The organism is Mesorhizobium sp. M0136 (assembly GCF_040322515.1).
In the GTDB taxonomy this organism is placed as follows: Bacteria; Pseudomonadota; Alphaproteobacteria; order Rhizobiales; family Rhizobiaceae; genus Mesorhizobium.
Window position 1 is genome coordinate 19,597 of sequence record NZ_JAMYTP010000027.1, and the last position, 25,121, is coordinate 44,717.

General features: G+C 63.5%; 30 protein-coding genes and 2 pseudogenes. 16 read left to right on the forward strand and 16 right to left on the reverse strand.

Going from position 1 to position 25,121, the window contains the following annotated elements:
- Window positions 1–16 precede the first annotated feature (16 nt).
- The 5 genes from NKJ35_RS26065 (at window position 17) to rpsP (ending at window position 4,559) form a co-directional block, all read left to right on the forward strand.
- Entirely contained in the window at window positions 17–619 is a 603-nt protein-coding gene (locus tag NKJ35_RS26065) for a DUF1236 domain-containing protein (protein ID WP_352479695.1), read from the forward strand.
- 146 nt (window positions 620–765) lie between these two features.
- On the forward strand, window positions 766–1,734 hold the full coding sequence (locus tag NKJ35_RS26070) for a CPBP family intramembrane glutamic endopeptidase (RefSeq protein ID WP_352479696.1): 969 nt from the start codon (window positions 766–768) through the stop codon (window positions 1,732–1,734).
- Between the two features lie 410 nt (window positions 1,735–2,144).
- On the forward strand, window positions 2,145–3,773 hold the full coding sequence (gene ffh, locus NKJ35_RS26075; protein ID WP_254817889.1) for a signal recognition particle protein: 1,629 nt from the start codon (window positions 2,145–2,147) through the stop codon (window positions 3,771–3,773).
- A gap of 7 nt (window positions 3,774–3,780) precedes the next feature.
- On the forward strand, window positions 3,781–4,107 hold the full coding sequence (locus NKJ35_RS26080) for a chorismate mutase (protein WP_254817890.1): 327 nt from the start codon (window positions 3,781–3,783) through the stop codon (window positions 4,105–4,107).
- A gap of 50 nt (window positions 4,108–4,157) precedes the next feature.
- Window positions 4,158–4,559, forward strand: coding sequence for a 30S ribosomal protein S16 (rpsP, locus tag NKJ35_RS26085; RefSeq protein WP_254817891.1), 402 nt, complete (start codon window positions 4,158–4,160; stop codon window positions 4,557–4,559).
- 71 nt (window positions 4,560–4,630) lie between these two features.
- Here the strand turns inward: rpsP and NKJ35_RS26090 are convergent, their stop codons facing one another.
- Together NKJ35_RS26090 and NKJ35_RS26095 are read right to left on the reverse strand one after the other, a co-directional pair.
- Window positions 4,631–4,894, reverse strand: a complete 264-nt coding sequence (locus NKJ35_RS26090) for a YMGG-like glycine zipper-containing protein (protein ID WP_023680734.1) — start codon at window positions 4,892–4,894, stop codon at window positions 4,631–4,633.
- Between the two features lie 206 nt (window positions 4,895–5,100).
- Window positions 5,101–5,511, reverse strand: coding sequence for a DoxX family protein (locus NKJ35_RS26095; protein ID WP_352479698.1), 411 nt, complete (start codon window positions 5,509–5,511; stop codon window positions 5,101–5,103).
- 293 nt (window positions 5,512–5,804) lie between these two features.
- Between NKJ35_RS26095 and NKJ35_RS30965 the strand changes: the two are divergent.
- Window positions 5,805–5,916 (forward strand): annotated as a pseudogene (locus tag NKJ35_RS30965) (ACT domain-containing protein); the annotation flags it as partial.
- A 60-nt stretch (window positions 5,917–5,976) separates the two neighbouring features.
- Window positions 5,977–6,150, forward strand: coding sequence for an ACT domain-containing protein (locus NKJ35_RS30970; protein WP_502904675.1), 174 nt, complete (start codon window positions 5,977–5,979; stop codon window positions 6,148–6,150).
- A 538-nt stretch (window positions 6,151–6,688) separates the two neighbouring features.
- On the opposite strand, the gene NKJ35_RS26105 is transcribed toward NKJ35_RS30970, so the two are convergent.
- Window positions 6,689–7,723, reverse strand: coding sequence for an aspartate-semialdehyde dehydrogenase (locus NKJ35_RS26105; RefSeq protein ID WP_352479700.1), 1,035 nt, complete (start codon window positions 7,721–7,723; stop codon window positions 6,689–6,691).
- 106 nt (window positions 7,724–7,829) lie between these two features.
- Entirely contained in the window at window positions 7,830–7,979 is a 150-nt protein-coding gene (locus NKJ35_RS26110; protein ID WP_352650252.1) for a hypothetical protein, read from the reverse strand.
- A gap of 200 nt (window positions 7,980–8,179) precedes the next feature.
- Between NKJ35_RS26110 and NKJ35_RS26115 the strand changes: the two genes are divergently transcribed.
- From NKJ35_RS26115 to NKJ35_RS26125, 3 genes are all read left to right on the forward strand, one after another.
- On the forward strand, window positions 8,180–10,027 hold the full coding sequence (locus NKJ35_RS26115) for a DEAD/DEAH box helicase (protein WP_352650253.1): 1,848 nt from the start codon (window positions 8,180–8,182) through the stop codon (window positions 10,025–10,027).
- Between the two features lie 87 nt (window positions 10,028–10,114).
- Entirely contained in the window at window positions 10,115–10,822 is a 708-nt protein-coding gene (locus NKJ35_RS26120) for a DUF805 domain-containing protein (RefSeq protein WP_352650254.1), read from the forward strand.
- Window positions 10,823–10,930: 108 nt separating this feature from the next.
- Window positions 10,931–11,575 (forward strand): DUF805 domain-containing protein, encoded by a 645-nt coding sequence (locus NKJ35_RS26125; RefSeq protein WP_352650255.1) that lies wholly within the window; start codon window positions 10,931–10,933, stop codon window positions 11,573–11,575.
- On the opposite strand, the pseudogene NKJ35_RS26130 reads toward NKJ35_RS26125, so the two are convergent.
- From NKJ35_RS26130 to leuD, 7 genes and pseudogenes are all read right to left on the reverse strand, one after another.
- A pseudogene (locus tag NKJ35_RS26130) lies at window positions 11,565–11,879 on the reverse strand (GNAT family N-acetyltransferase); the annotation flags it as partial. The gene NKJ35_RS26125 and the pseudogene NKJ35_RS26130 overlap by 11 nt on opposite strands.
- Window positions 11,880–11,894: 15 nt before the next feature.
- Window positions 11,895–12,044 carry a hypothetical protein gene (locus NKJ35_RS26135; RefSeq protein ID WP_352650256.1) on the reverse strand — a complete coding sequence of 50 codons (150 nt, stop codon included), beginning with the start codon at window positions 12,042–12,044 and terminating at the stop codon, window positions 11,895–11,897.
- 4 nt (window positions 12,045–12,048) lie between these two features.
- Window positions 12,049–13,152 (reverse strand): 3-isopropylmalate dehydrogenase, encoded by a 1,104-nt coding sequence (leuB, locus tag NKJ35_RS26140; RefSeq protein WP_254817899.1) that lies wholly within the window; start codon window positions 13,150–13,152, stop codon window positions 12,049–12,051.
- A 139-nt stretch (window positions 13,153–13,291) separates the two neighbouring features.
- Window positions 13,292–13,642 carry a VOC family protein gene (locus tag NKJ35_RS26145; protein ID WP_352650292.1) on the reverse strand — a complete coding sequence of 117 codons (351 nt, stop codon included), beginning with the start codon at window positions 13,640–13,642 and terminating at the stop codon, window positions 13,292–13,294.
- A 51-nt stretch (window positions 13,643–13,693) separates the two neighbouring features.
- Window positions 13,694–14,077: a RidA family protein gene (locus NKJ35_RS26150; protein WP_352650258.1), complete on the reverse strand. Its 384-nt coding sequence runs from the start codon at window positions 14,075–14,077 to the stop codon at window positions 13,694–13,696.
- A gap of 320 nt (window positions 14,078–14,397) precedes the next feature.
- Window positions 14,398–15,324, reverse strand: a complete 927-nt coding sequence (locus tag NKJ35_RS26155) for an Ivy family c-type lysozyme inhibitor (RefSeq protein ID WP_352650260.1) — start codon at window positions 15,322–15,324, stop codon at window positions 14,398–14,400.
- 61 nt (window positions 15,325–15,385) lie between these two features.
- Window positions 15,386–15,991: a 3-isopropylmalate dehydratase small subunit gene (gene leuD, locus NKJ35_RS26160; protein ID WP_254817902.1), complete on the reverse strand. Its 606-nt coding sequence runs from the start codon at window positions 15,989–15,991 to the stop codon at window positions 15,386–15,388.
- A 155-nt stretch (window positions 15,992–16,146) separates the two neighbouring features.
- Between leuD and NKJ35_RS26165 the strand changes: the two genes are divergently transcribed.
- The 4 genes from NKJ35_RS26165 to NKJ35_RS26180 all read left to right on the forward strand — a co-directional run bounded on the left by NKJ35_RS26165 (window position 16,147) and on the right by NKJ35_RS26180 (window position 17,948).
- Window positions 16,147–16,572: a GNAT family N-acetyltransferase gene (locus NKJ35_RS26165; RefSeq protein ID WP_352650294.1), complete on the forward strand. Its 426-nt coding sequence runs from the start codon at window positions 16,147–16,149 to the stop codon at window positions 16,570–16,572.
- Between the two features lie 92 nt (window positions 16,573–16,664).
- Window positions 16,665–16,976, forward strand: coding sequence for an ArsR/SmtB family transcription factor (locus tag NKJ35_RS26170; RefSeq protein ID WP_031213186.1), 312 nt, complete (start codon window positions 16,665–16,667; stop codon window positions 16,974–16,976).
- On the forward strand, window positions 16,976–17,422 hold the full coding sequence (locus NKJ35_RS26175; RefSeq protein ID WP_352650262.1) for an SRPBCC family protein: 447 nt from the start codon (window positions 16,976–16,978) through the stop codon (window positions 17,420–17,422). Before NKJ35_RS26170 ends, NKJ35_RS26175 begins: the two co-directional genes overlap by 1 nt.
- Before the next feature lie 37 nt (window positions 17,423–17,459).
- Window positions 17,460–17,948, forward strand: a complete 489-nt coding sequence (locus NKJ35_RS26180; RefSeq protein WP_352650264.1) for an SRPBCC family protein — start codon at window positions 17,460–17,462, stop codon at window positions 17,946–17,948.
- 36 nt (window positions 17,949–17,984) lie between these two features.
- On the opposite strand, the gene NKJ35_RS26185 is transcribed toward NKJ35_RS26180, so the two are convergent.
- From NKJ35_RS26185 to NKJ35_RS26200, 4 genes are read right to left on the reverse strand one after another with little or no spacing between them, the layout of a single operon-like run.
- Window positions 17,985–19,151 (reverse strand): NAD(P)/FAD-dependent oxidoreductase, encoded by a 1,167-nt coding sequence (locus tag NKJ35_RS26185; RefSeq protein ID WP_352650265.1) that lies wholly within the window; start codon window positions 19,149–19,151, stop codon window positions 17,985–17,987.
- A 30-nt stretch (window positions 19,152–19,181) separates the two neighbouring features.
- Complete coding sequence (locus NKJ35_RS26190; RefSeq protein WP_352650267.1) at window positions 19,182–20,768, reverse strand: ATP-binding protein; 1,587 nt, start codon at window positions 20,766–20,768, stop codon at window positions 19,182–19,184.
- Window positions 20,756–21,448, reverse strand: a complete 693-nt coding sequence (locus NKJ35_RS26195) for a response regulator (RefSeq protein WP_352479713.1) — start codon at window positions 21,446–21,448, stop codon at window positions 20,756–20,758. The genes NKJ35_RS26190 and NKJ35_RS26195 overlap by 13 nt, the downstream gene beginning before the upstream one ends.
- A gap of 4 nt (window positions 21,449–21,452) precedes the next feature.
- Window positions 21,453–22,997, reverse strand: coding sequence for a DUF4153 domain-containing protein (locus NKJ35_RS26200; RefSeq protein WP_352650269.1), 1,545 nt, complete (start codon window positions 22,995–22,997; stop codon window positions 21,453–21,455).
- A 281-nt stretch (window positions 22,998–23,278) separates the two neighbouring features.
- Here NKJ35_RS26200 and NKJ35_RS26205 point away from each other — a divergent pair, with 281 nt between their 5' ends.
- Complete coding sequence (locus tag NKJ35_RS26205) at window positions 23,279–24,157, forward strand: HpcH/HpaI aldolase/citrate lyase family protein (RefSeq protein ID WP_352650298.1); 879 nt, start codon at window positions 23,279–23,281, stop codon at window positions 24,155–24,157.
- Window positions 24,158–24,185: 28 nt separating this feature from the next.
- The gene (locus NKJ35_RS26210; RefSeq protein ID WP_352650271.1) at window positions 24,186–24,392 is read left to right on the forward strand and encodes a DUF1737 domain-containing protein; all 207 of its coding nucleotides are present in this window, start codon (window positions 24,186–24,188) and stop codon (window positions 24,390–24,392) included.
- Between the two features lie 276 nt (window positions 24,393–24,668).
- On the opposite strand, the gene NKJ35_RS26215 is transcribed toward NKJ35_RS26210, so the two are convergent.
- On the reverse strand, window positions 24,669–25,091 hold the full coding sequence (locus NKJ35_RS26215) for a metallopeptidase family protein (RefSeq protein ID WP_254817911.1): 423 nt from the start codon (window positions 25,089–25,091) through the stop codon (window positions 24,669–24,671).
- Window positions 25,092–25,121: the final 30 nt, after the last annotated feature.

Sequence of the window (25,121 nt, forward strand, 5' to 3'; positions counted from 1 at the left end):
AAACGGAGAGAAAACCATGAAACGCATATTGTTTCCGGCGGTGGCCGGAGCGCTCATAGCGATGTCGGGCTCTGCTTTGGCCGACACCGCCGTCTCGGCCATCACCGATCTCAATGTACGCGCCGGCCCCGGCCCGCAATATCCGGTCATCGGTGTGCTCGCGGCCGGCCAGTCGGCGACGCTCGACGGCTGCATCGCCAATAGCAAATGGTGCACCATCGCCGAGGCCAACGGCCAGGGCTGGGTCTATTCCGACTATGTGACGGCCGATTTCGGCGGCAGCCGTGTGGTCCTGACACAGCGTCCGGCCAGCGCTGACATTGCCGTCGTGACACCGCCTGCCGATAGCGCCGAATATTCCGACACCTATACCGGAGCGATCGTTGCCGGCGAGGCGATCGAGCCTATCCGCAGACCGCCGGCCGAGATCCGCACCTATGTCCGTACGCATCGGCTCGAACCGGTCTATCTCGAGGGCGAGGTGGTGACCGGCGCGACGTTGCCTGACACCGTCGAGCTGCGCGAGATTCCGGACTATGATTACCGCTATGTCTATGTGAACGGCCAGCCGGCACTGGTCGATCCAGGCACCAGGCGCATCATGTACGTCGAGCGCTGACGATACAAACAGGGCGGTCGCCTATAGCGGCGGCCGCTCGCACTGCCGACACTGCCACAAGCCGGTACTGCCGCTGCAATACCGGTTTCCACATTGCGGCCGATGTTCTAGACCTTGCGAGCCGAAGCACCAGCCAGCGAGCCCGCGTGACGATCGACCCAACCGCCTTCCAACAGTACCGGCACACCACCAACAACAAGACCACTTTGCCGCGGCTTCTGCTTGGAGCGGTGGTGGTCATCCTGTTCTGGCTCGGAATCACTGCCGCCGTGCTGTTCGGCGGCACATATGCCTTTGCCGTTTGGCAGGCGTCATCTGGCACCGCCTCGCCAGGTGGAGGAGCGGTGCAGGATTTCATGGCCTCTCCTGCGGGCATCCTCGCGGCGCTGGCTTCATTTGTCGGAATCTGGCTCGGCCTTTGGGCTGCAATGCGCTGGATCCATCGCGAGAAGCTGACCGCCCTGATTGGCGTCAGCCGGCGCATTTCTTGGGCGGGGTTCCTGAAAGGGTTGACCGCGGTGCTGATCACCTCGCTGCTTTCCGAGATCCTGCTTTATGGTTTGCAGCCCGACATCGCGCGCGGCGCGATCGGCCTGTCCTCGTGGCTTTTGTTCCTGATCCCGATCGCCGCCCTGACCTTTCTGCAGACCTCGTCGGAGGAGATGCTTTTTCGCGGTTATCTGCTCAGGGGCCTGGCGAGCCGGTTCCAGAACCCTTTCATCTGGGCGCTGCTGCCGGGATTGCTGTTCACCGCCCTGCACTGGAGCCCAGGTTCGAGCGCCGCCATCAATGCCTGCGTGCTGGCCTCGATCGCCGCCTTTGCGCTGTTGCTGACCCTTCTGGTCTATGCGACCGGCAATCTCGGTGCCGGCTTCGGCGCCCATCTCGGCAACAATCTGACCGGTTTCCTGCTGATTTCGCACCAGCAAAGCTATAATTCCTTCGCCCTGTTCAACGCCAAGCCGCTCGAATCCGCCGGCTGGACGACTTTAGACGCCGTCCTCATCGCCGTGATCGGCATCGTCAGCAGCCTGTTGACTGTTCTGTTGCTTTTGCATCCGCGCTCACCGCTGAAGGTCGAGCCGGATATGCCGCTCGCCGGCGGCGTGCGCTGATGCGCCTTGCCTGGCCGCCCCGAGCATATTTGGCGCAAAGCCTGACCAAAGCTTGACTCTGCGGCCGATTTCCTGTCTACACGCCGCGAAATCCGCGACGAGTATTCCTCCGAGCAAACCGACCGGGACGCCGAAACCTCCTTGAGGTGAAGTGCTGTAAATCGATCCCGGAGGCCAACACCCGGCAGCGCTGTGCGCCCCCGGGTGCTTTTTGGCTTTGGGCTTTTGCCCGGACCGGCTTTTGTTTGGACAGTTGGCGCGAACGCATTACCTCTCGGGCACATCCGGGTGCCAGGGAAAAGGAAAAAGAATGTTTGAATCGCTACAGGAACGCACAAGAAGCGTGGAGGGCCATCGGCCCGACAGGGATCAAAATCAATCCAAGGCGCTGTCGCGCGGTGGGTTGACCAATGTTTGAGTCCCTGCAAGAGCGCCTTGGTTCGATCCTGAATGGCCTCACCGGCCGCGGCGCCTTGTCGGAGGCTGATGTCTCGGCGGCGCTGCGCGAGGTGCGCCGTGCGTTGCTCGAGGCCGACGTGGCCCTGGAAGTGGTGCGTTCCTTCACCGACAAGGTGCGCGAGAAGGCCGTCGGCGCCGCCGTGGTCAAGTCGATCAAGCCCGGCCAGATGGTCGTCAAGATCGTCCATGACGAACTGGTCGAGATGCTCGGCGCCGAGGGCGTCGCCATCGATCTCAATGCACCGGCTCCGGTCGTCATCATGATGGTCGGCTTGCAGGGTTCCGGCAAGACGACGACCTCGGCCAAGATCGCCAGGCGCCTCACCGACCGTCAAAACAAGAAGGTTTTGATGGCCTCGCTCGACACGCGGCGTCCCGCCGCGCAAGAGCAGCTCCGCCAGCTCGGCGAGCAGGTCAAGGTCGCCACATTGCCGATCGTCGCCGGCCAGACGCCGGTCGATATCGCCCGCCGCGCCGTGCAGGCGGCCAAGCTCGGCGGCCATGACGTCGTCATCCTCGACACTGCCGGCCGCACCCACATCGACGAGCCGCTGATGGTCGAGATGGCCGACATCAAGAAGATGTCGTCGCCGCACGAGATCCTGCTGGTTGCCGATTCGCTGACCGGCCAGGACGCCGTCAATCTGGCAAAAAGCTTCGACGAGCGCGTCGGCATCACCGGCCTCGTGCTGACCCGCATGGACGGCGACGGCCGCGGTGGTGCGGCGCTCTCGATGCGCGCCGTTACCGGCAAGCCGATCAAGCTGATCGGCACCGGCGAAAAAATGGACGCGCTGGAGGAATTCCATCCCAAGCGTATCGCCGACCGCATCCTCGGCATGGGCGACATCGTCAGCCTCGTCGAGAAGGCGGCCGAGAACATCGACGCCGAACAGGCGGCGGCGATGGCCAGGAAGATGCAGTCGGGCAAGTTCGACCTGAACGACCTCGCCGGCCAGCTTCAGCAAATGTCGAAAATGGGCGGCATGGGGGGCATCATGGGGATGATGCCCGGTATGGGCAAGATGAAGGATCAGATGGCCGCCGCCGGTCTCGACGACAAGATGTTCGGCCGCCAGCTCGCCATCATCTCGTCGATGACCAAGGCGGAGCGCGCCAACCCCGATATTCTGAAGCACTCGCGCAAGAAGCGCATCGCCGCCGGCTCGGGCACCGACGCGGCCGAAATCAACAAACTGTTGAAGATGCATCGCGGCATGGCCGACATGATGAAGGCGATGGGCGGCAAGGGCAAAGGCGGCGGCCTGATGCGCGGCATGATGGGCGGCCTCGCTTCCAAGATGGGGCTCGGCGGCATGATGCCTGGCGGCCCAGGCGGTCCCGGAGGCGGCATGATGGGCGGCGGCATGCCGGATCTCTCCAAGATGGACCCCAAGCAGCTCGAAGCCTTGCAGAAGCAGGCGCAGGCGGCCGGGCTCGGCGGCATGAAGGGCCTGCCCGGCGGTCTTCCCGGTGGCGGTGGCCTGCCTGGGCTGCCCGGCGGCATGAAACTTCCCGGCCTGCCGGGCGGTGGCGGGCTGCCAATGCTTGGCAAGAATGGCCTCGGCAAGAAGAAGTGAGGGCGCCATGAACGAAGAGAAGGACATGGCGGACGCACGTGCGGCGCTGGCCAATTATCGCGCCTCGATCGACAACATCGACGCGGCGCTGATCCACATGCTGGCCGAGCGCTTCCGCTGCACCAAGGCAGTCGGTGTGCTGAAGGCGGAACATGGCCTGCCGCCTGCCGACCCGGCGCGTGAGCAGGAGCAGATCGCCCGTCTTCGCCAACTGGCCAAGGACGCCCATCTCGACCCGGATTTCGCGGAGAAATTTCTGAACTTCGTCGTCCGCGAAGTGATCCGCCATCACGAGCAGATCGCCGCATCCAACGGCGTGACGAAAACCGGCTGAGGACCAGCCACCAACCGATCAACCAAATCAGAGCTTTTAGGAGAAGAGAAATGCCACTGAAAATCCGATTGGCCCGTGCGGGCTCGAAGAAGCGTCCCTATTACCATGTCGTCGTCGCCGACGCGCGTTCGCCGCGTGACGGTCGTTTCATCGAGTCGCTAGGCTCGTGGAACCCGCTGCTGCCCAAGGACGGCGAACGCGTCAAGGTCGACGCCGAGCGCGTCAAGCATTGGCTGTCGCATGGCGCCCAGCCGACCGACCGCGTGCTGCGCTTCCTCGATGAAGCCGGCATCGCCAAGCGCGAAGCCCGCTCCAACCCGAAGAAGGCCGAGCCCGGCAAGAAGGCGCAGGAGCGCGCAGCCTTGCTGAAGAAGGCGCAGGAAGATGCCGCCGCGGCCGTTGCCGCCGCTGCAGCCGCGCCGGCCGAGGCGGAAGCCGCCAGCGCCGAATAAATCATCTCCACAACCACGAAACGGCGGGCCTTGCCCGCCGTTTTGCTGTTCGTCCGCATGGTGCGGCCCGATCAATAGCCCTCTGGGCAACTCGCAACGTACACACGACCGTTACGATCGCGATAACGGCACTGGCCGCTTTCGCTGGCACGGCCGATCAGCGCACCGGCCAAAGCGCCGGCCGCACCACCGATCACCGCGCCCTTGGTTGGGTTGCCGGCCACCGCGGCGCCGACCGCCGCACCGCCCAGGCCACCAACTGCCGCGCCTTGCTCAGTGCGGGAGCAGGCACCGAGCGGTACCAGCAAGGCCATCAAGATCATCACCTTTTTCATTGTCGTTCCTCTCCAACAGGGTGCCGTCCTCGCCGCTGAACCTCCTAACTCGCAACCAGGCGATTTGATCCAAAGAAGAAGATCGGCTGCCGCCCGGCGGCGCTCGATTTGATCCAACTCGATTTGATCCAAAGAGTAGAAAAGCGGCGGCAGATCGCGCCCGCTCTGGCGGCGTGGCCATCATCGAACGGCTTTCGAAGTCGCCGCTATTGGTTGAATGGGAACAACCCGCGCACCCTTGGATCGCGCAGATACAGGCCACCCCAGAGGATGGCGCCGAGATAGACGCCGAACAGTATGTGCGAGAACAAAGGGCTGCCGATCCGCACATGCGTGGCGACGGCGCCGCCGAGATAAGCGGTGAGCAGGATGGCGCCGAGCACCGAGGTGCGCGGCAGCGCGTAAAGCGCTGTCGAGACCAGTCCGATGATGCCGAGAATGCGCGAGACATTGGCATCGGCCGGCCAGCCGAGCTGCACCATGGTCTGGGTGACGATTTCGAGCGGCGGTAGCTTGATCACGCCGTCGAAGATCATGAACAGCACGACGACGGCGCTGAGCACGCGGCCGGCCCACAAGGCACGCGATGAGACGGGTGCTGCCTGAGACATGGTCATTGATGTTCCCTCCGGTCGTTGTGAGCACTGGCTCCTCCGCCAGCTCGAACCAAGGACGCGGCCCATTACGGCGATCCGACATGCCTCCAGTTCTTTTCACTCCAGCGGCGAACCTTGGGTGTGTACGTTCAGTCAGCAACGAACCTGGCCAAGTCCACCTTGCGGGGTGAGGTGGAGGGCGTTATCGAAAATCCATAGAAGTGTCTTCGAGCGCTCGACGCAGCAGCCGCCTAGTCGCACAACGAAAGCAATCGATGGCCGGAGAGACCGACCTGAAACAGTTGCTGGCGGCAATGACGCCGGAATTGCTTGCCGGGGTTCATGTGTTCACCACGTTGCCACGATGCGCCCGTTCCCGACAGGCTCCACCCGGTGATGCTATTTCGCGAGCGCGAGGGCATTACGCTGATCGTGCATGAAGACCATGCCAAGGCCGCTGGACTGAAAACCGTGTTCCGCTGCCGGATGCTGACGCTGAACATCCATTCGTCGCTGGACGCGGTCGGCTTCCTCGCCGCCAGCACCGCGCGGCTGGCCGCGGCCGGCATCGGCGTCAATCCGGTCTCGGCCTTCTACCACGATCACCTGTTCGTGCCCGCCGACCGGGCGGAGGAGGCGCTGGAGTTGCTGTTGGACTAGCGGAGGAGAACCGGCTGTGACGCCGGCACCTTGCTGGCCATTTGAGACGCCTGCGCTGCCCCTCATCCTCCTGCCGGAACCTTTTCCCCGTGAGCGGGGAGAAGGGCGCTAACGGCCGAAGGCCGAGCCCGCGACTGCGGGCCGCCGGCCTTCCGGCGCCCCCGCGGAGGGCCAGCCGCGATAGCGGCGATGCGGCCCGTGAGCGAAAAGCAGGCTGAGCAAAAATCGCGGCCGAAGGCCGTGCCTAAGACCGCAGGCCGCCGGTCGTCCGGCGCCCTGCGGAGGCCAGCCGCGTTAGCGGCGATACGGCCCGTGAAAAGCAAGCTGAGCAGAGATCGCGAAGGCCGTGCCTGCGACCGCAGGCCGCCGGTCGTCCGGCGCCCCCGCGGAGGGCCAGCCGCGAAGCGGCGATGCGGCCCGTGAGCGAAAAGCAAGCTGAGCAGAGATCGCGAAGGCCGAGCCTGTGACCGCAGGCCGCCGGTCGTCCGGCGCCCCGCGGAGGCCAGCCGCGTTAGCGGCGATACGGCCGTGAGCGAAACTACGCCGCCTTCTTCTTTGGCTGGATCAGCCCGCGCTCGACCAGCAGCTCGGCGATCTGAACCGCATTGAGTGCCGCGCCCTTGCGCAGATTGTCGGAGACGATCCACATCGAAAGGCCGTTGTCGATGGTCGAATCCTCGCGGATGCGCGAGATGAAGGTGGCGTCCTCGCCGGCCGATTCCAGTGGCGTGATGTAGCCGCCGTCCTCGCGCTTGTCGATGACCTGGCAGCCCGGCGCCTCGCGCAGGATCTCGCGCGCCTCATCGGCGGTGATCGGCTTTTCGAACTCGATGTTGACCGCTTCCGAATGACCGATGAACACCGGCACCCGCACGCAGGTCGCCGTCAGCTTGATCTTGGGGTCGAGCATCTTCTTGGTCTCGGCCACCATCTTCCACTCTTCCTTGGTGAAGCCGTCGTCGAGGAAGACGTCGATATGCGGGATGACGTTGAAGGCAATACGCTTGGTGAACTTCTTGACGTCGACGGTGTCGGCGACGAACACCGCGCGCGTCTGCGTGAACAATTCGTCCATGCCTTCCTTGCCGGCGCCGGAGACCGACTGGTAGGTGGCGACGACGACGCGCTTGATGGTGGCAGCGTCATGCAGCGGCTTCAGCGCCACGACCAGCTGCGCCGTCGAGCAGTTCGGGTTGGCGATGATGTTCTTGCGCGTGAACAGCGAGATCGCATCCGGGTTCACTTCCGGAACGATCAGCGGCACGTCCTGATCGTAACGGAAGGCCGACGAATTGTCGATGACGACGCAGCCCTGCTTGCCGATTTTCGGCGACCATTCCTTCGAGACGTTGCCGCCAGCCGACATGATGCAGATGTCGGTGTCTGAAAAATCATATTGGTCGAGCGCCCTGACCTTCAGCGTGCGGTCGCCGAACGACACTTCCGTGCCCTGGCTGCGCCGCGAGGCCAGCGCCACCACCTCGCTCACCGGAAAGCCACGTTCCTCCAGTATGTTGAGCATTTCCCGGCCCACATTGCCCGTGGCGCCGACGATCGCAACCTTGAAACTCATCGAAATCTCCTGTCCCTCTCCGCTCGGTTTCTGGAGAAAACCCGCCGGCCGATGCGGGTTTCAACCCCCGGGCCGGACCCGGGAGAGGGTGGTTAGGCCAAGGGAATCAGACCGTTTTGGTGGTCGTTTTGCCGGTTTTTTTGAGCAACAACGTGGGTTTGCTGGAACGAGGAGACGCACCGACGCACCCGGCCCAATGGTTCGCATTGGGGCCGGGGATGTCGAATGCAAGGAGCGCCATCAGAAGGCCGCGCATCGAAACTATCCCGTTCGGTGCCGGCTTTTACGCGGTTTGCGTCCAGAGTCAATCGCAACCAGGCCGACCCGCCCGCCCTGTACAATGACATCGGCACCAAGTACGAACGGGTATCGTCTGGCTCGTGGCGCCCGTCCGTGGCGCTTGCCGACATTTACCCGTCGCCGGGTATTTAAGAATCCGAATTTCGAAAGAGCAAGATGTCCAATTTCGAAGCTATTGTTCCCGCGCTGGCAAAGGCGCTGGAAAAACGCGGCTATGTCGAGCTGACGCCGGTGCAGAAGGCGGTTCTCGAGCTTGGCCAGGCCGATGCGCTGGTTTCGGCCCAGACCGGCTCCGGCAAGACCGTCGCCTTCGGGCTGGCTTTGGCGCCGACCCTTCTCGATGGCGCGGAGCGCTTTTCCCACGCGGCGGCACCCCTGGCACTGGCCGTCGCGCCGACGCGGGAGCTGGCCCTGCAGGTGACGCGCGAGTTGGAATGGCTTTACGAACTGACCGGCGCCACGGTGGCGTCCTGCGTCGGCGGCATGGACATGCGCACCGAGCGGCGCACGCTGGAACGCGGTGCCCACATCGTCGTCGGCACGCCCGGCCGCCTGCGCGACCACATCACCCGCAACTCGCTCGACATGTCGGCGCTCAAGGCAGTGGTGCTCGACGAAGCCGACGAGATGCTCGACCTCGGCTTTCGCGAGGATCTGGAATTCATCCTCGATGCTGCCCCTGCCGATCGCCGCACGCTGATGTTTTCCGCCACTGTGCCGCGCTCCATCGCCACGCTGGCCAAGGGCTACCAGCGCGATGCGGTACGCATCTCGGCTGGTGGCGAGGAGAAACAACATCTCGACATCGAATACCGGGCGCTGAGCGTCGCCCAGGCGGATCGCGAAAACGCCATCATCAACGTGCTGCGCTTTTACGAAGCCAAGAACGCGCTGGTGTTCTGCAACACCCGCGCCGCCGTCAACCATCTGACGGCGCGCTTCAACAACCGCAACTTTTCCGTCGTGGCGCTGTCCGGCGAGCTTAGCCAGAACGAGCGCAGCCACGCGCTGCAGGCGATGCGCGACGGCCGCGCAAAAGTCTGCATCGCCACCGACGTCGCGGCACGTGGCATCGACCTGCCCAACCTCGAGCTGGTCATCCACGCCGACTTGCCGACCAACCCGGAGACGCTCCTGCACCGAAGCGGGCGGACGGGACGGGCAGGACGCAAGGGCGTCAGCGCGCTGATCGTGCCCAACAATGCCCGCAGGCGCACCGAACGCCTGCTGCAAAGCGCCGGCCTTGCGGCGACGTGGGCGAGCCCGCCTTCGGCCGACGACGTCTTGCGCCGCGACGACGAACGCATCCTCGCCGACCCGGTCTTCAGCGAGCCGGTGACGGACGATGAGCGCGGCTTCGTCAACGCGCTTCTCGACCAACGTGGCGCCGAACTGGTGGCGGCGGCCTTCGTGCGTCTCTGCCGCTCCAGCCGCTCGGCGCCCGAGGATCTCTTGGACGTCGCTCCGTTCACGCCGTCCGGCGACAGACCCGCTGGCGACGGAGCCGCCCGCCGCGACGAGGCAGCGAGCCGCCGCGACGATTTCGGCGACAGCGTCTGGTTCTCGCTGTCGGTCGGACGCCGGCAGAACGCCGAGCCGCGCTGGCTGATCCCGATGCTGTGCCGGACAGGCGGCATTTCCAAGCGCGAGATTGGCGCGATCAAGATGCAGCCGGAGGAAACCTTCGTGCAGATCGCGGCGGACTGGGCCGAGCGCTTCCTCGCTGCGATCGGTCCCGACCGCAAGCTGCAGGGCAACATTGCGGTCAAGCGGCTGGACGCTACGCCGGATTTGTCGCGAGCCGGCTATCAGGAACCAAGGCCCGACAAGAAGCCGCACCGCGGCAAGCGCACCTTCGATCAGCATGCGCCCAAATTCGAGAAGCGCGCACCGGCCGACCAGCGCCCGGCATTCGAGGCGAGGCCCTGGGCCGGGAAACCGGCCAAGGCGAAGTTCGAAGGCGGACCTGCGAAACACAAGAAATCGAAGAAACGGCCGGGGTAAATAGCCAACACTCTCCATTTCCGCACGCCCCTTGCGGTCTGCCGGAACTTTGCACAGTCTGGGGCGGGGAAATGGGGTGGGCAGGACATGCGCGGCGAAGTTCTTCATTACGACGAAGACCAGGGTTTTGGTTTCATCACCGGAGCCGACGGCAACCGCTACACTTTGGCGCGTGAAGATTTGCGCCGCGAAGCATCGGTTGCCGGAGGTACGACCGTCGAATTCCAGCCGGCTGGCGGACGGGCACGCGATGTTTTTTCGATCCAACCTCGCAGTGCGCCTGCCGACGCCTCCACTGCAACCGCCGCGCCATCTCAGGCCGGCAATGCGCCAGCGGCACGTCAGCCGCAACATTTCGGCCGTTCCGCTGAACAAAGTCCGGCCGAATCCGCCGGCCTGTGGAACTATTTCTGGCTGGGTCTGACCGAGAATTACTTCAACTTCGCCGGCCGTGCCCGCCGCAAGGAATATTGGGGCTATTGCCTGTTCTGGACGATCGCGCTGATCGTGGTCATAGGACTCGGCGTCTTCATCGATGACGCCATGGGCAATCTCGACAACAGTGAATTGCCGGCAGTAACGGTCGGCCTTTTCGGCGTCTTCCTGCTGGCGACAGCCCTGCCATGGTTCGGGCTGAACGTGCGTCGCCTGCACGACATCGGCCTGACCGGCTGGCTCTTCCTGCTTTTCCTGATCCCGACCTTCGGCACCGTGATCATCCTGATCTTCGCGCTGATCCCGACACAGGCACGTGAAAACCAGTGGGGTCCGGTGCCGGCAGGCGTCAGGGTTTAGCCGGCGCCGTGCCTAGCAGCCGCTCCATTCGCACATGTAATGCGTGCATATTGCAATTGAAAACAACCTTGGATAGTATCCGTACGGCACAGTATTTGGGGGCAAGCAATGCGCGGCGCGATTTATCATTATGACCAGGATCAGGGTTTCGGATACATCAATGGAGCCGACGGCAAGCGTTACATCGTCGGGCATGAGGATCTGAGTCCCGGCGTGGCGTTGGTCAGAGGCGCACCCGTCGAGTTCCAGCCGGACGATGGGACTGCGCGCGCCGTCATTGCAGGAAGGCCAAGGGCTGCCGAATCCCGCAGCCTCATTCCCAACGGCGTTGAACCTGCCCAATCCACCGGATTATGGGCTTATTTCTGGCGCGCATTCAAAGTGAGACATGTCAGCTTCACCGGCCGCGCCCGCCGCAAGGAATTTTGGGGCTTTTTTCTGCTCACGCTGACCGTGTTCTTCGCGCTTCTTGCGTTCGGCGTCCTCATCAATGCAGCGATCACAGCTGTCAGAGGCGACCTGGAATTTGGAGCTTTGGGTTATGCGCCAGCCTTCGTGTTCCTGCTACTGACTGTCCTGCCGTGGTTTGCCCTTATGGTACGACGCCTGCACGACATCGGCCTGAGCGGCTGGTTCGTTTTGCTGTACTTCGTTCCCGGCTTCAACACGCTGGGTCTGTTGGCGCTTGGGCTTATCCCATCCAAGGTCGGTGAAAACCCTTGGGGGTCGGTGCCGGCGGGCGTCAGGGTTTAGCGGTCGCCTTCAGCGCCTCGCTCGAAAGCCTGAGGAAGACCTTCCGGCCCTGGCGCTCCGCCCCGAGTCTGACGTAGAAGCGCAGCGCACGCTCGTTCCAGTCCTCGGTGGTCAGGTCGATGCGGCCGATGCCTTGGCGCAGGCAATGGCCGGCAAAGAATGCCATCAGCGCTCGACCGACACCGCCATTGCGGGCATCATCGCGTACGAATAGGTCCTTAAGGAACAGCAGCCGTTCGAGATCGATGCCGGGATGCGCGATCGCAACCGAGGCCAGCCCGCAAACTTCACCATCGACGAAGGCGAGCGCAAAATGCGGTTAGGCCGGACTTTCGTCGCCAAGCCATTTCTGCGCCGCCGACAAAGCTTGGCTGGCGTCGAGTGGCGGCTGCCGGTAATGCACCGCCATTTCGCAAAGCATGGCGGCCGCGGCATCCCCGGTCGTCGCCCAGCGGACGTCGACCGACACGGGATCAGCCCAGGAACTTGGCGATGATCGCGTCGCCCATCTCAGCGGTGCCGACCTCGGTCATCCCCGGCGAATGAATATCCCTGGTGCGCAAGCCCTGGTCGAGAACGGCGGCGATCGCGCCTTCCAGCCGGTCGGCCTCTTCAACCATGCCGAAGGAATAGCGCATGCACATGGCGAAGGAGGCGATCATGGCGATCGGATTGGCGATGCCCTTGCCGGCGATGTCGGGTGCCGAGCCGTGCACCGGCTCGTAGAGCGCCTTGCGCTTTTTTGTCTTCGCATCCGGCGCGCCGAGAGAGGCGGACGGCAGCATGCCGATCGAGCCGGTCAGCATGGCGGCGATGTCGGACAGCATGTCGCCGAACAGATTGTCGGTGACGATGACGTCGAACTGCTTCGGCCAGCGCACCAGCTGCATGCCGCCGGCATCGGCCAACATGTGATCGAGCTTGACGTCGGCATAGCGCGCCTTGTGCGTCTGGGTGACGACCTCGTTCCACAGCACGCCAGATTTCATCACATTGCGCTTTTCCATCGAGGTGACGTGGTTCTTGCGCGTGCGTGCCAACTCGAAGGCAACGCCCGAAATGCGCTCGATCTCAAACGTATCGTAGACTTGGGTGTCGATGCCGCGCTTCTGGCCGTTGCCGAGATCGATGATCTGCTTCGGCTCGCCGAAATAGACGCCGCCGGTGAGCTCGCGCACGATGAGGATATCGAGCCCTTCGACCACCTCCTGCTTGAGCGAGGAGGACGCCGCCAGCGCCGGATAGCAGATTGCCGGCCTGAGATTGGCAAACAGCTCCATGTCCTTGCGCAGCCGCAGCAGACCCGCCTCCGGGCGCACCTCGTAAGGCACCGCATCCCATTTCGGTCCGCCGACGGCGCCGAACAGCACTGCGTCCGCGGCCATCGCCTTGGCCATGTCGGCATCGGAGATCGCCGCGCCATGCGCGTCATAGGCGCAGCCGCCGACAAGGCCCTCATCGGTGACGAAATCGCTGCCGAGCCTGTCGTTCATGGCGGCGATCAGCTTCTTCACCTCGGCCATCGCCTCGGGGCCGATGCCGTCGCCGGCAAGCAGGAGAAGATTTTTCGAAGCCATGAGAACCGTCCCGATTGTTTAGCGCATGAACGCGGCCTTGCTAAACGCCAAGCAGCCGGCGCGCAAGCCTGCGGTTCAGAGCATCGGACCCAAAAGTGGAAACCGGGTTTGGCAGAATCCGATGCTCAAGCCAAAACGCCTACAGATGCGAAAGAATATTGACCAGCCTGCCGAACGGGTCGCGTACGAAGAAGCGCCGCACGCCCCAGGGTTCGTCCGCCGGACCGTATTCGATGGCAAAGCCGGCCGTCCTCATGCTTTCAAGCGCGGCATCGACGTCGTCGACTTCGATAGAGATGTCCGGCACCGGCGTTCCTGACCCCCCTTCGGCCATGAAACTGACCTGCACGGACATCGTCTCTTGCGAGCCGTAGGTAGCGATCCAGCCCATATCCATCTTGAGATCGAGGCCGAGCACATCCTGATAGAAGGGTTTTGCCGCCGCGATATCCTGCGTGTCTATGTTTGCAACGATGCGCCTGATCTTCACCATGGGCCGATCCTCGTGCTAACCGTGTCGTTGTCGCAACCGTGACAGGCATCAGGCTGTGCGCCGCAGCGCCGTCACCTCGATCTCGATCTTCATCTCCGGCTTGTTGAGCTGGCACACGATCATCGTTGCCGCCGGCCTGATCTCGCCAAAGGCCTCGCCGAGGATCGGGAACACCACATCCACGAAAGCCGCATCGGTGATATAGTAATGTGCCCGCACCACATCGGCCATCTCGAAGCCGCCGTCTTGCAGTGCCTTGGCGATGGTAGAGAGGCAATTACGCGTCTGTGCCTCGACCGTCTCCGGCATCGTCATAGTGGCATAATCGTAGCCGGTCGTTCCGGAGACGAAACACCAGTCGCCCTGCACCACGGCGCGCGAATAGCCGGCGGTCTTCTCGAAGGGCGAACCGGTCGAGATGAGTGTGCGCATGGGGCGGCCTCGTTGGGTTGCTGAGCGTCGTCTAGCAGAGGGGCCGGGCGGGTCATGAGCCAAGCTAGGCAAATTGTTGTCACGAGGCGGCAAGACGCAAACCTTGGAGATTGGCCGGAGCATCTATCCGTCGTCATCCTATGGCGGAGCAAGGAGCGTAGCGACGCAGCGTAGACCATAGGATCCATGCCGAGACATCATGGGCTTTGCCACGGTGCAGAATTTCTGCTCAGCCGCGCCTTCCGACAACGGTCGCGGCATGGATCCTCGGCTCAAGCCCGAGGATGACGAATGCGCAGTTGCGACCCCTTGTCGAAACCTTAATTCGCCGACCCCAGCGCCTTGTCCAGCGCTTCCTTGACGTCGGCCGGCCATGTACTCACCGCCGGCCACGCGTCCGGCTCGGGCTTGTCGCCGCGGCGGGCGAAATAGAGCTTATGGTTGACCGGGTCGACGGCCATGAAACCGTCATTGCCGCCGCAATCATGCGGCACGCAGCCGCTGGCAAAAAAGGCGCCCGAAGCGGTCTCCGCAGTACCGCCGCCGACCAGCAGGCTGGTCGCCATGTCGGGCATGTCCTTGCCGAGCAGCGTCTCGGCTAGCCTGTAGACGGCCTCGTTGTGAAAGGCATCAATGATGTTGTCGTATTTCGACGGATCGACGTCTTTCCAGTCCGTGCCCGGCTCCGGCATGTAGGTCAGATTACCGGACGTCGTCAGCCCGTCCGTCGGCGACCATTGCAGCGCCGGCTTGGAATCGCCCGGCAAAAGATAGGGTACGAAAAAGATGGCGCTGTCGGAGATCGCGGCCGGTGGTGCGCCGCATTCATCCTGCTCGACCGTGGTCGTCTGGATCGTGCCGCCTTCCGGCTTCCACACGATCACCTTGGCCGGGCCGCATTGATTGCCGCCGTCGCCGACATCGACCAGCGCCACCTTGACGCCGCCGACCTCGACGATCTTGTCGAAGAAGACGTCGTAATTGCGCGCCAGTTCCTTGCCGTCGAAGGCGAGCACCCGTTCCCCGTACTCTTCCTCCTGGGTGATGGTCAGCTGGCCACCCTCGAACGGGATCGGCGCCTGTTTGTCATTGTCGGCTAGGGCCGCATTGCTCAACGCGCCCTGGTCGGCCCCGCCGGACGCATCGTCAGCCGGCACGAGCACCATATCGGTCTGTGCATGCGCGCCTGCCACTGGCATCAGAATCCACGCCAGCGCGCAGGCCCCTGCAAGAAGCGAACGTGTCATGACTGTCCCCTCCGTTCAGCCGCCACGAACCCGGTCTGTCGCGGCCAGGTCATCGTACCGCTCAGGCCCAGGGGCGCTCAGCAGCATTCTTCTTCTCGAACGAAGCGATGGCGCCAGCCTTCTCCATGGTCAGACCGATATCGTCGAGCCCGTTGAGCAGGCAGTGGCGCTTGAACTCGTCGAGGTCGAACTTGACCACGCCGCCGTCCGGCCCGCGGATTTCCTTGGTCTCGAGATCGACCGACAGCGTCGCGTTGGAACCGCGCGACGCATCGTCCATCAGCTTCTCCAGGTCTTCAGCGCTGACGGTGATCGGCAGGATGCCGTTCTTGAAGCAGTTGTTGTAGAAAATGTCGGCGAACGAGGTCGAGATGACGCAGCGGATGCCGAAATCGAGCAGCGCCCACGGCGCATGTTCCCGGCTCGAACCGCAGCCGAAATTGTCGCCGGCGACCAGGATTTGCGCCTTGCGGTAAGCCGGCTTGTTGAGCACGAAGTCCGGGTTTTCCGAACCGTCGTCCTTGTAGCGCATTTCGGCGAACAAGCCGGTGCCGAGCCCGGTGCGCTTGATCGTCTTGAGATAATCCTTGGGGATGATCATGTCGGTGTCGACATTGACGATCGGCATCGGCGCGGCGACGCCGGTGAGCTTGGTGAATTTTTCCATGGTTCTTGCCCGTCTTCTTCTCGTTGCGGGGAATTGCTGGCGCCCGGTTTACACAAAGCCGCGGGCAAATAAAAGGCGGCTGTTTCTGGACTTCCGTCGTCGATCGAAACACAAAACGCTTCAAAACCACCGGCCCATGGTGCACTTTTATCGACATGACAACGCGATCCATGATCCTTTACGCCAGCGAACCGGGCCTCGGCATCGCCGAGTTCCGCCGCGTTCTAGTGGAATCCGGCCTCGGCGAGACACGGCCCGTCTATGACAACACTCGATTGAAGGCGATGTTGTCAGCGGCCAATTTGGTGCTCACCGCGCGTCTCGACACAGAAGGCAAGCCGCTGGTCGGTGTCGCTCGCGGCATCACCGACTTCTCCTGGGTCTGCTATATCTCCGAGCTCGCTGTTTCTGCATCGGCGCAAGGGCTGGGTATTGGCAAGGGTCTGATGGATGAGGCACGCCGGCAACTCGGACCGTCCGTCGCCATCAGCCTGATCTCCATGCCCGACGCCGTCGGCTTCTATGAGCGTATCGGCATGGAGCGCATGCCCAACGCATTCTGGTTCGGCCGCAAGCGCTGAAATCCACTTTCAGCGACCTCTGCCTGCGCATCCTCGGCCAAGGTTCTGCCTCTTGACATGCAACCAGATGGTTGCATATTAAGGTCATGAGCATGGATGCCGTCTTTCGCGCCTTGGCCGACCCGACACGCCGGCGATTACTGGACAGCCTTCATGCAAGGAACGGGCAGACGCTGAACGCGCTGTGCGGTGAGATGGACATGACGCGCCAGGCGGTGACCAAGCATCTGGCGATCCTGGAAGAAGCAAACCTCGTCACCACCATCCGCAAGGGACGCGAGAAGCAACATTATCTGAATCCGGTTCCCATCAACGAGATCGCCGAACGCTGGATCGGCAAATTCGAGCGGGGGCGACTGGGCGCCCTCAGCGATTTGAAGAAACGCCTCGAAAGGGAAGACTGATGAGCAACATTTTCGTTTATGTCACCTACATCCGCACCTCGCCCGAAAAACTCTGGCAAGCGCTGACCGAGCCGGAGTTCCATCGGCAATATTTCCTCGGCGCCCAGATGCTAAGCGACTGGAAACAAGGTTCGGCGTGGAAGATGGTTTACACCGACGGCCGCGTCACCGACAGCGGCGAGGTCCTCGAGATCGATCCACCCAAGCGCATCGTGCTCAAATGGCGCAACGAGTTCATGCCCGAGGTCAAGGCGGACGGCTACACACGCTGCACCTTCGCCATCGAGCAGGAGGGCGAGATGGTGAAGCTCGCCGTCACACACGAAGCCGATGGACCGCACAAGCTGCTTGGCCATGTGGCGAACGGCTGGCCGCTCATCCTGTCCAGCCTGAAGAGCCTGCTCGAAACCGGCAAAGGCCTGTCACGCCCGGCGTCGAAGACTTGAGGTTGTTTCGATAGCGAAACGTTTCTGGAGACAGGCGATGTACAGTTCCGCGGTGCACAGCATGACCAATGGCAAGACCGTTATGGCGAGCGCCGATGTTTGCGCGCCGGCCGAGCGGATCTTTGACGCGCTCGTTACACGTGAGGTCGAGCGCTGGTGGGGGTCCGCCAAGACCTACCGGATGACCGGATGGACGGCCGACCTCCACGTCGGCGGCCGCTGGAGCGTCACCGTCGAGACGGCGGCCGGCAGACACCTGCCCGCCAGCGGCGAATTCCTGGAGATCGAAGAGCCGCGCCGGATCGTGCAGACGCGGAGATACGGCTGGGACCATCCGACGCTTGGCCGCCGCGAAACCAAAGTCGCCTGGCTGCTGGCGCCGATCGCCGGCGGCACACGCGTCACCATCTGCCATGGCGGCTTCGCCGGCCTCGCTGCTGCGGCGACGAAGCATGCCGAAGGCTGGGCCCAGGTGCTGGGCTGGCTTCAGGCGTATCTTGGTAAGGACGGCTTGGTGGCGGCTTAATCCACCAAGCAACGGTAGCATCCCTTCGGGCTAGCGTTAAATTACATTCAATTCCCGAAACGGCCGCCCATCGGCGATCCGGCTATACCCGAACGCCGAGCAATCCACCGTGCGATAGCCGCCATGCACGATCAGTTCGGCCAGCGCCTTGCCGACCGCTGGAGCCTGCTGCAAGCCGTGACCGGAAAACCCGTTGGCGAAGAGGAAATTACCGACCTCGGGATGCGGGCCGATCACCGCATTCTGGTCGAGCGTGTTGTAGTCGTAATGGCCCACCCAGGCGCGCGTCGGCTTGATCGCCTCGAAGGCTGGAATGCGGGTCGCCAGCACCGGCCAGATCACCTCTTCGAACAGCGGCCAGTCGGGGTCGAAGTCGGCGGGATCGGCTGGTCCTTCGCCCTCTTCCGGCTCGGCGCCGCCGGTGATGTAGACCGAGCCCTCCGGCCGGACATAGATGCCGCTCGGGTCGACCAGCAGCGGCATGTCCTCATATTTCTCGCGCGCCTCAAAGACGAAGACATTGCGCTTGCGCGGCTCCACCGGCAGCGCCAGCCCGGCCATTGCCGCCACCTTGCCGGCATTCGGCCCGGCGGCGTTGACGACCGTGCCGGCCTCGAGCCGCTCGCCATTGTCCAGAAATACACCAGTGACGCGGCCGCCTAGCCGCTCGATACCCGTCACCGACGCCGTGATAAAGTCGATGTCCTTCGTCCGCAGTGCCTTGCGGAACAGCATCAGCATCGCATGCGCGTCGAACCAGCCTTCGCCGCTGCGGCCATATGCGCCGGCGGAAATGCCTTCGACCGACAGCCACGGAAAGCGGCGGACGAGCGCCTCCGCATCCTCGAGCAGGATGTCGGCGCCCTCGGCCATCTGCGCTTCGTGGTTGGCCCGCAGGATAGGCAGCCCGTTTTCGCCGGCAAGGATGAGATAACCGCCTTCGCGAAAGCCGATATCGGCATCCGCGCCAAACTCCTCCCTGAGCCGCCGGAACAGTTTCAGCGTGAACTGCGACAGACGGATGTTTTCCGGGATCGAAAACTGCTGGCGGATGGAGGCGCAGGACAGTGTGGTCGCCGCATGAGAAAATTGCGGGTCGCGCTCGACAAGTGCAATCGAGCCCGAAAACCCTTCCTCGCGCAGGTAATAGGCAACCGACGAGCCGACGATGGCTCCACCGATGATGACGATGTCGTAATGCACCTTTTCGCCCTTCTGGTCTGAATCGCCGAGTCACGCCGCCGGCAGGATGATCTCGAAGCGCGTGCCGCTCGCGGAGTCAACCAGCCGGATCGTGCCATCATGCGCTTTCAGGAGGGCCAGCACGATGCCGAGGCCCATGCCGGTGCCGCCGGAATCGCGGCGCGTGGTGAAGAACGGCTCGAAGATGCGGCCTCGGTTGCTGGGCGAAATGCCGGCGCCGTCGTCGTCCACCAGAATGGTGGCCTTGCCGTCCGCGCTTGCGGCCGTGATCGAAACCAGCGTTGCGCCGTGCCGCGCCGAATTGTCGATGAGATTGGCCAGCACGATCGCCGCGTTTTCGGCCGATATGCGCAGACCGATCCGGGCGCCCGCCTCGAGGCGCACCGCCAGCCTGTCGTCGGCCGGCAGCAGCGCCAGCGCAGCAGTGAGCGACGTGCTTTCGCCGCTGGGCTCGAGATTTTCGGCGCGCGCCAAGTCGAGCAGGCGGCGCACCAGCAGATTGAGCCGGCCGGCATCGGTGACGATATTGTCCGAAAAGCGCCGCCGTTCGGCCTCGTCCATCGCGCTGCCCGAATCGCGCAACAGTTCGGCGGCGCCCTGGATCGCCGTCAGCGGCGATTTGAGCTCGTGCGAGACGTGGGTGGCAAAAGTCTGGATGCCGTCGGAGCGTGCATGCAGTTTTTCGGCCATGTCGAGGAAGGCGGCAGAAAGCGCCGCCATTTCGCGCGTGCCGTGGTGATCAAGCGGCCTGATCGCCGCGCGGTCGCCGGCGGCGATGCGATTCGTGCGTTCCATCAGCGCATAGATCGGCCGGCTGACGGTGCGCAGGAAAACCAGCCCGATCAGCAGCGTGCCGCCTAGAATGGCAATTGCCGCCAGCGCCACCTTGCCGCGCTCGCCATAGAGATGCTTGACGATGTTGTTTGGCGTCCGCGACAGATAGACCACGCCGGCGACCTTGCCGGAAACGGCAACCGGCATGGCGACAAAGACGCGAACCTTGGTGCCGCGGCTGACCGAATAGAGCGGCGGCGAAGGCTGGTCCGGAACCCGCAGCCTGAGCGCGCTGGCGTAGCGGCCGGCAAGCGCTGCGCGAACTTCTTCGACAGCGGCGAGCGACAGGCCGGCCTCCTCACGGCCGGCGATGACCACGCCTCTGGGATCGAGCAGCCGGAAGCCGGCAAGTGTGGTTTTCTGCGTCTCGGCAAGAATGCCCGACAGCCGCGCGCCGATTGCCGCGAAGGCAGGATCGACGCTGGCCGCCGTGGCCGCTGGTCGGGTTGGCAGGATCCTGTCGGACGCAAGATCGAGGCGCGGTTCGATTGGCTGGTAGGGAGAAGCCCGATCCCCTGTACTGGGTGGAGGCATGGATGTGCCGAGCTTTTCCGGGGCAAGGCCGGCCTCACGAACCTCTTGCGCATAGATCGCGGCGAGGGCGGCGCCTTGTGCGATCAGCTCGGCCTCGGTCTGGCGGATCAGCTGGTTCTCGTAGAGCCGGAAGAAGAACAGGCCGGCCAGCGGCAGCGCCATCACCATGATCAGGATGGCAATGACGACCGTGGCAAGCCGTGGCCGCCATTTGCTGCCAATCCATTTTCGGGCGCTCAACTCCCGCATCGACCGAGCCGGAAGCCGACGCCATGCACGGTCTCGATCGCATCGACGCAGCCGATGGCCGCGAGCTTGGCGCGGATGTTGCGGATATGGCTGTCGACGGTGCGGTCGGCGACGTGGATGTTGGCGGCATAGGCATTGGCCATCACCATGTCGCGGCCGAGCACATGCGCCGGCCGCGCCAGAAACCCTTTCAGGATGGCGAATTCGATCGAGGTCAGCGCCAGCGGCTTGCCGTCGAAGCTGGCTGTATGGCTTGCCGGCACCAGCGCCAGTCTGCCATGAGAGAATTGCCGGTCGTCGGCTGGTTCGGGCGCAGGCCGGGCGCGGCGCAGGATGACGTTGACGCGGGCGACCAGCTCGCGCGGGCTGAACGGCTTGGTGACATAGTCGTCGCCGCCCATTTCCAGCCCCAGTATGCGGTCGATCTCCTCATCCCGCGCGGACAGGAACAGCACCGGCACGTCGGATGTGTGGCGAAGCCGCCGGCACACTTCCAGCCCGTCCATTTCCGGCATGCCGATATCGAGCACGACAAGATCGGGAGCACGGCGTTCGATCGCCAGCAAGGCAGCTGCGCCGTCCGGCACTGCCAGCGTTTTCATGCCGGCCTTTTCGAGCGCGAAGCAGATAATTTCGCGAATGTGCGGATCGTCGTCGGCGACCAGTATGTGGTGCGGCATCAACTCAGCGGCCCGGCATGAAGGGTTTGGACATCGGAGGAACCACAAACGGGCCACGCCTGTCGAGGGCGCGGTTGAGCCGCCAGTCACGAAAGCTCCAGCCGCGCCAGTTTTCCTGGCCGGCGCGGAAGCGTGCTTCGTCCTGTGCATACCAGCCGGCGAGTTCGCGGATGGAGGCATCCTGCGCGGAAACCGTCCTGCTCTGGTGCTGGACGAAGCGATCGAGTGCCGGCAAGGCGCCGGGCCCGAGCGAGCGCAGGTACCAGACGTCGAGCTGGGTGCCTTGGCCGGTCATTTCGAAGGAATGGTCGACATTGTAGTTGGCGATCAGCGCGGCAAAGTTGATGAACGAGCAGGCATAGAGCGTCGCCGATAGCGTCAGAAGATTGGCGGAAAGCAGCCATTCGTTGGACTTTCCGCGCGCGATGCGGGCTATGATCAGGGCAAGGCCCGCCGCCACCAGCCCCATCCAGACGAAGGCGGCGACACGCCAGTAGGTCAGCGCATAGATGCCGATATAGAGATCGAGCCGCAGGATCGACGAGATCACCAGAACGATGTTCTGCGCCACCCAGACATAGACCAGCCGGCGGATGAGCGGATCGCCGGAGGTCGCGCTGCCCGGCCGCAGCGCCGCCAGCACGAAGCCGGCGGCCAGCAGTGCCGTGACGATCAGCAGGTAGGCACCGCGATGCGCGTAGGCGGCATAGGTCAGCCCGTCGGGAAGCGCGATGCCGCCCCACAGATAGGTGGCGTCGAGTGCGCTCTGCACCGCGAACAGGATGTTGAAGACGACGAGCGCGCGGAGGATAGCGGCCTTGCCGAAGACGATGTCCTCGATCGTGGTCCTGGTGGCCGGCGTCGCCGCTGCGCTGGCTGGCGACACCCTGCGGCGGCGGAGAAACCGCGGCAGGCGCGGCCGCAGAAAGGCCCATACGCCGACGAGCACGAATAGCCAGAAGGCAAGACGCGGCAACTGCACGAGGTTGAGCAGGGCGAAGAGGTCAATCAGCGAAAACCAGTATTCGATGACCGGATTGGCGGCGCCGAACAGCGCGAGAAACACTGCGCCGAGGCTCAGCGGCATGACCCAGACGGCGATCGCCGCAAGGCGCATGCGTCGTCGGCCAAGCCGCCGCGCCGCCTTGCGCCAGCGGAAGAAATCGCGGATGAACCGAAAAGGCGCTGCGAGCAGGAAGGTCAAAAGCTGGCCGGCAACGCGGGCAAGCCCGTGTCGCAATCGCCCTCCCAGCGAAAGCACGAAGACGGCCATCGCCGCCAGCGCAATGGAGACGGACAGTGCGCTGACATTTTCCACAAGCGGCAGCAGCCCCGCAAGCAGCGCAACCGGCTTGAACAAGAACTTGCCATCGTTGAAGACGCCGAGAGGATGGAGAGCCATGCTCGCCGCGGCAATCGCAACGCCGAACAGGAAAAGCGTGATGCCCGCCGGTTGGCCATAGAAGAAGAAATCGGCCAACGCGACGAGCAGGACGGCAACGCCGAAGCGGCTGCAATAGCTCGGCGCCGCCGAGAGGAATACTGTCATGATCGGGCTTTCTCGGCGGCTTTGATGCGGCCGGTGGGCAGGCATTTGCGGACGAAAGGGAGGAGGGTTGCCAAAGTCTGGGGCGGATCGACGAGCCACCAGCTTTCGCGGCGAAGCCGGTACGGCACGGACCAACGGGAGTTCGTTTGCTCTTGCATGCCGCCCTTGTCGCATTCTGCCGGGTGGCAAGCGGGGCGGAGACGAGGAGATTTTCCGAAACTGCGTGCAGTTTTTATGCACGGCTTGCCTCGGCTGGCTGCAGGCGGCATAGATCGAACATGATCACCGAAAGCTACCGCCCGCGCCGCTCGGTGCTTTACGTTCCGGCCTCGAACGACAAGGCGCTGGCCAAGATCCCGTCGCTGACCTGCGATGCCGTCGTCATCGATCTCGAGGACGCCGTCGCCCCGGCCGACAAGCTTTCCGCGCGCGAAAAACTGGCCGGGAATTTCGCCGGCCGTTCCAACCGGCGCTGCGAAATGGTGGTGCGCATCAATGCGCTGTCGAGCGAATGGGGCGCCGACGATCTGCTGGCCGCGGCAAAATGCGCGCCCGACGCCATCCTGCTGCCCAAGGTCGACACGCCGCGCGACATCCTCGAGGCCGGCGACGTGCTAGACGACAATTTTATCGCGGACGAGGTCAAGCTGTGGGCGATGATCGAGACGCCCAAGGCGCTGCTCAATATCGGGCCGATCGCCGAGCTCGGCCGCGACCCTGCCTCGCGCCTGGTTTGTTTCGTTGCCGGAACGAACGACCTGGTCAAGGACACCGGCATTCTCGCCACGCCCGATCGGCGCTATCTCGTGCCATGGCTGATGCAAATGGTGCTCGCGGCGCGTGCCGGCGGCCTCGATCTGCTCGATGGCGTCTTCAATGATTTTCGCGATATGGACGGGTTTGCGCGCGAGTGCACGGAAGCGGCCGCCATGGGTTTTGACGGCAAGTCGCTGATCCATCCAGCCCAGATCGAGGCGGCGAACCGCGCTTTTGCACCGACGCCTGACGCATTGGCCGAGGCGCGCGCGATCAAGGAAGCCTTCGCGCTTGCCGAAAATGCCGGCAAGGCGGTGATTGCGCTGAACGGAAAAATGGTCGAGCGGCTGCATCTGGCGCAGGCCGAAAAAATGCTGGCGAAGGCCGCCGCTGTTCGCGCATGATTATCGTAACTGACGACAGGATTGAAAAATGAAACTCTACCGCTTTCTGTCCGGCCCGGATGATGCCAGCTTCTGCCACAAGGTGACGGCGGCGCTGAACACGGGCTGGCACCTGTTCGGCTCACCGACCTATGCCTATGACAAGGAAGCCAAAACCATGTGCTGCGGCCAAGCGGTGGTGAAGGACATCGAGGGCCAGGAATACGGCCCCGACACCAAGCTCAGCGATTGGTAGGGAGGTTCGCTGAAGCGCTCGTCATTCGTCATCCTAGGGCGTAGCAGTCGCGAAGCGACGTCGCGGAGTACCCTAGGATACATGCAGTTACCTATGCGAAGGGCACGGCGGATCAGGATTAGTGTGATCTACCACCCCCGTTACCCAGAACGGGATGATGAGCGTTCGGTTCTGCACCGCCGGAGCACTGCACCACGATCACGGCATGGATCCTGGGGTCTGCGCCGCGTCGCTTCGCTCCTTGCTCCGCCCCAGGATGACGAGGAGCGGGGTCGCTCACTCTGCCGCCTCTTCGATCTTCTCCATGTCGTCGTCCGACAGGCCGAAATGGTGGCCGATCTCGTGGATCAGCACATGGGTGACGATGTCGCCCAGCGTTTCCTCGTTCTCGGCCCAGTAGTCGAGGATGGCGCGACGATAGAGCGTGATGCGGTTCGGCCCCTCGCCGGTCTGCGGATTCCAGCGCTCGGCGATGCCGCGCCCCTCGAACAGCCCCAACAGGTCGAAGGGCGTTTCCAGCGAAAGGTCGTCCATGATCTCGTCGGTCGGGAATTCGGCGATCTGAATGACGATCTCGCCGGTCAATTTGCGAAAGTCCTCCGGCAGATGGGCATAGGCCTCCAGCGCCAGGAACTCGATTTCCTCCATCGTTGGCGAAAGCTGGTCGTGCCAGATGCGTGTTTGGTAGATGCGAGCCATGCTTTGTCCTTTGATCCCGGCATATAGGCT